4 protein-coding genes are annotated in these 4,056 nt (G+C 66.9%); all 4 read right to left on the bottom strand.

Annotated elements, in window-relative coordinates; genetic code table 11:
• Positions 1–1,029: family 1 glycosylhydrolase (locus tag ELR45_RS28125; protein ID WP_205857412.1), on the bottom strand; the 1,029-nt coding region annotated here is incomplete at its 3' end.
• Between the two features lie 23 nt (positions 1,030–1,052).
• Complete coding sequence (locus ELR45_RS28130; protein WP_129669277.1) at positions 1,053–1,880, bottom strand: ATP-binding cassette domain-containing protein; 828 nt, start codon at positions 1,878–1,880, stop codon at positions 1,053–1,055.
• Entirely contained in the window at positions 1,877–3,691 is a 1,815-nt protein-coding gene (locus ELR45_RS28135; protein WP_205857413.1) for a dipeptide/oligopeptide/nickel ABC transporter permease/ATP-binding protein, read from the bottom strand. Before ELR45_RS28135 ends, ELR45_RS28130 begins: the two co-directional genes overlap by 4 nt.
• Positions 3,688–4,056: ABC transporter permease subunit (locus ELR45_RS39375; RefSeq protein ID WP_205857414.1), on the bottom strand; the 369-nt coding region annotated here is incomplete at its 5' end. The genes ELR45_RS28135 and ELR45_RS39375, both read right to left, overlap by 4 nt.

Genomic DNA, 4,056 nt, shown 5'->3' on the forward strand with positions numbered 1-4,056 from the left:
GAGCGCCTCGCGCGTGTAGCGGATCCGCTGCTCGTCGTCGCTCGTGGCGATGCCGTTCTCGGTGACGAGGATCGGCACACCACCCGTCACCTCGTGGGCGTGGCGCACGGCGATCCCTAGCGAATCCGGTCGGTACGCCGTGCCGACGAGGGTGTTGTCGGGGTGCGGCGGATGCGGCACGGGACCGCGAGCGTCGACCTCTTGGCTGGAGTACGCCTGTACGCCTGCCCAGTCGTCGCCGCGGCTACCCTCCCAGAACACGTCCTCCTTGCCATACCGCACCTCGATGAGCTTCTCCTCGCCGCCCGGAGCTGCCGTGAGCGCACCGGCGGCGACCGTCCAGCCGACCTTCGCGTCGGTGTGCTCGCGCAGCACGTCGCGCGCCGCGTGGTGGATGCCGACGAACATGCGGCCGATCTCGGGATCCGCGTAGGCCAGGAAGTTGCGAGCGTTGCGCTCTCGCTCTTCCTCGGACTGCTCACGCTCGACGGTCGGGCTCGTCCACTCACCGTCCGCGCCGGCGGACATCCGCTTCATCGCCGTCATGATGGCCGCCTGCATGTTCGGCTCGTTCATCGTCGCGACCCACTCGACGCCGTCGAGAATGCGCGTCGTCTCAGCCACGTACCGCACGAATCGGTCCGACGCATCCGGCGCGGTCCATCCTCCTGCCTCGGCGAACCACTGGGGCGTCGTGAAGTGCTGCAGTGTCACAACCGGCATGACACCGTGCTCTATACACGCGTCGATGACGCGCCGATAGTGCGCGAGCGCGGCCCGCGAGACGTGCCCCGGGATCGGCTCGATGCGCGACCACTCGAGGCCGAACCGATAGGTGTCGAGGCCCGCGTCCGCGAGGAGCGCGATATCCTCGCGATAGCGATGGTAGCTGTCGCATGCGTCGAGCGAGAGTTCCATGCCCGGAGTCCGCTGCTCCTTGGCCCACCAGTCGCTGTTGACGTTGCTGCCTTCGATCTGGTGACCGGACGTCGAGGCTCCCCAGAGGAAGTCAGGGGGGAACTCGGTCATCGTAGGTACCGCCTTCCGTTGTGTCATGTGTCCGCAGCGAGCAGCTGTTTCCGCTTCTCGCGCTTCTCGCGCTGCCGCGCCGGATCCGCGACCGGCGAGGCGAGCAGGAGTCGCTCGGTGTATGGGTGCTCGGGCGTTGACGTCACGGTCGCGGCGTCGCCGGTCTCCACGAGATCCCCGCGATAAAGGACGGCGACTCGGTGGCTGATGTGTCGGACGACGCCCAGATCGTGCGAGACGAACAGGTACGAGACGCCGGTCTCCCGCTGGATGTCGACGAACAGATCGAGCACCAGCGCCTGCGTCGACAGGTCGAGGGCCGACACCGGCTCGTCGCACACGATGACCTTCGGGCCCGGGGCAAACGCCCGCGCAATCGCGACGCGCTGGCGCTGTCCGCCCGAGAACTCGCGCGGCAGGCGGTCGATGGCATCAGTAGGCAGGCCGACCTGGTCGAGAAGCGTGCGCACGCGGGAGCGGGCATCGCGGCCCGTCGCGCCGTGGACGACGAGCGGTTCCGCGAGGATGTCGCCGATCGTCATCGACGGGTTCAGGGACGTGTAGGGATCCTGGAACACGACCTGGATATGGCTCGCGACGCCACGCCGGGCTCGTCCGTGCAGGCCGCTGATCTCCTGGCCCGCGAAGCGGATGGATCCTCCCGACGGGCGGACGAGCCCGAGCACCGCACGGCCGATGGTGGTCTTGCCGGACCCTGACTCGCCCACCAAGCCGAGGGTCTCGCCGTGACCGACATCGAGAGAGATACCGTGCAGGACCTCGACGGGCTTCGCGCGGAAGCCCTTGCCCGGATAGCTCACGCGGAGTTCTTCGACTTCCAGCAGACTCATGATGCGCCTCCCTTGGCAGCAGCGGCCGGATCGGTGCGCACCGCGTTCTCATCGAGGATCGAGCCGAGCAGCATGCGCGTGTACTCGTGCTGCGGGGCTCCGAAGATCTCCTCGGCCGCCCCGATCTCGACGATCTCGCCCTTGTTCATGACAGCGATCCGATCGCAGATGTCGGCGACGACCCCGAAATTGTGCGTGACCAGGAGCACGGCCATGCCGAGTTCATCCTGCAGATCACGCAGGAGATCGAGAATCTCGGCCTGCACGGTCACGTCGAGCGCGGTCGTCGGCTCGTCGGCGATGAGGAGCTTGGGCCGGCTCGCGACGGCTCCTGTGATGAGCACGCGCTGCGCCATACCGCCCGAGATCTCGTGCGGATACGCGTCGAAGGTGCGCTGCGGATCGACGATGCCGCATCTGTCGAGCAGGGCGATCACGCGCTCCTTCGCTTCCTTTCTCGGCATACCGGTCGCCGCGCGCAGGCCCTCGACAAGCTGCGAGCCGACGCGGAAGGACGGGTCGAGATTCGACATCGGCTCCTGGGGGATGTATGCGATCGCGCTGCCACGCAGAGCAGCCATCGCCTTGTCGTCGAGCCCGAGGAGCTCGCGCCCGTCGAAGCGGATCGACCCGCTCGTGATGACCGCCTCGTGCGGGAGGACGCCGAGCGTCGAGAATGCCGTCTGAGATTTCCCGGATCCTGATTCGCCGACGAGCCCGAGGAAGCCTCCCGCCGCAAGGGACAGGTTCACCCCGCGCACCACCTCGTTGAGCTCGCCGTCGACGCCCGGATAGGCGATGCCGAGATCGCGGATCACGAGCAGCGCGTTCGCGTCGGTCGAGCCGTCGCGCTCAACGTCCGCCACGACGCGCTGGCCGGCGTCGACCTTCGTCGCCTTCGGTTTCGATCCCTCGAGCGTGTCTCGCAGCGCGTTCCCGAGCAGCACCAGCGATGCCGTGATGACACCCAGGAGCAGGCTCGGCCAGAGGAACTGGGTCGGCGAGACGTAGAAGTTTCGGAAGCCGGAGGAGATCATCGCGCCGAAGCTCGGGATCTCGAGCGACCCGACGCCCAGGAAGGCGAGGCCCGACTGCACGGCGATGGCTGACCCGGCCATGAAGGCGGTGGCGATGATGATGGGGCCGCGGACGATGGAGAGCACGTGGCGCCCGAGGATGCGGATGTTCCCCAGACCCGACACCCGCGCGGCGTCGACGTACAACTCGTTCTTCACTCCAAGCACGAGGTTACGCACGATGCGGTAGATGCCCGGCGCGAGCAGGAAGCCGAAGATGAACATCGTGGCGCGGTAGTCACCCCCCGTGACGGGCATGAGGATGATGAGCAACAGCACACCGGGCAGCGTCATGAGGAGGGCGAAGATCCACTCCGTGATCGACTGTGTGGCGCGATTGAAGTACCCGCCGACGAGGCCCGCTGTGACGCCGACGGCGAGTGCGACGCTCGTTCCGATGAGTGCGGAGATCGCCGCCGTGTTGATGGAGTGAAGAAGACGGCTGAAGATGTCACGCCCGGACTCATCGGCGCCGAGGATGTAGCCCGGTGTTCCGAAAGGCGCGTTGACCATGCTCAAGTCGGCGTCGTTCGGTCCGTGTGGCGCGATGAGCGGAGTCAGAGCACCCACGAGGAAGATCGCGGCGAGAACGCCGATCGTGATCGCCGCCTGTGGGTCGCGCAGGACCTTCTTCCACATGGGCGTGCGCGCGGAGGCGTTCGCCTTCGCGGTGACGATCGCCTCGGTGCTGGGCGTTTCGACGGCATGCGTCGTGGGGTCGTCGGAGGTGCTCAATGGACTCTCGCTTTCGGGTTCAGCCAGCCGTTGGCGATGTCGGTGACGAGGTTCACGACCGTGACGAGGACTACGCCGAACACGGAGATGCCGAGGATGACGGGGATATCACCCTGCAGGGAGGCGTTGAACGCGTAGCTGCCGAACCCAGGGAGCGCGAACACGTTCTCGATGATGAGCGCCGCACCGAACATCTGGATGAACTCCAGCGACATCACGGTGAGCGCCGGACTGCCGGCGTTGCGGAGCGCATGCTTGAGGACGATCGACCGCGACGAGATGCCGCGCGTGCGCAGCGTGCGCACGTAGTCGCGGTTGAGCTCGTCGATCATCCGTCCACGCACCTGGGCCGACATGTTCGCGAC

The sequence above is a fragment of the Phytoactinopolyspora endophytica genome (genome assembly GCF_004138495.1).
Taxonomy (GTDB): Bacteria; Actinomycetota; Actinomycetes; order Jiangellales; family Jiangellaceae; genus Phytoactinopolyspora; species Phytoactinopolyspora endophytica.

Coding starts and splice junctions, on each gene's coding strand:
- ELR45_RS28130 (WP_129669277.1), bottom strand. CDS start 1,880: ATGAGTCTGCTGGAAGTCGAAGAACTCCGCGTGAGCTATCCGGGCAAG.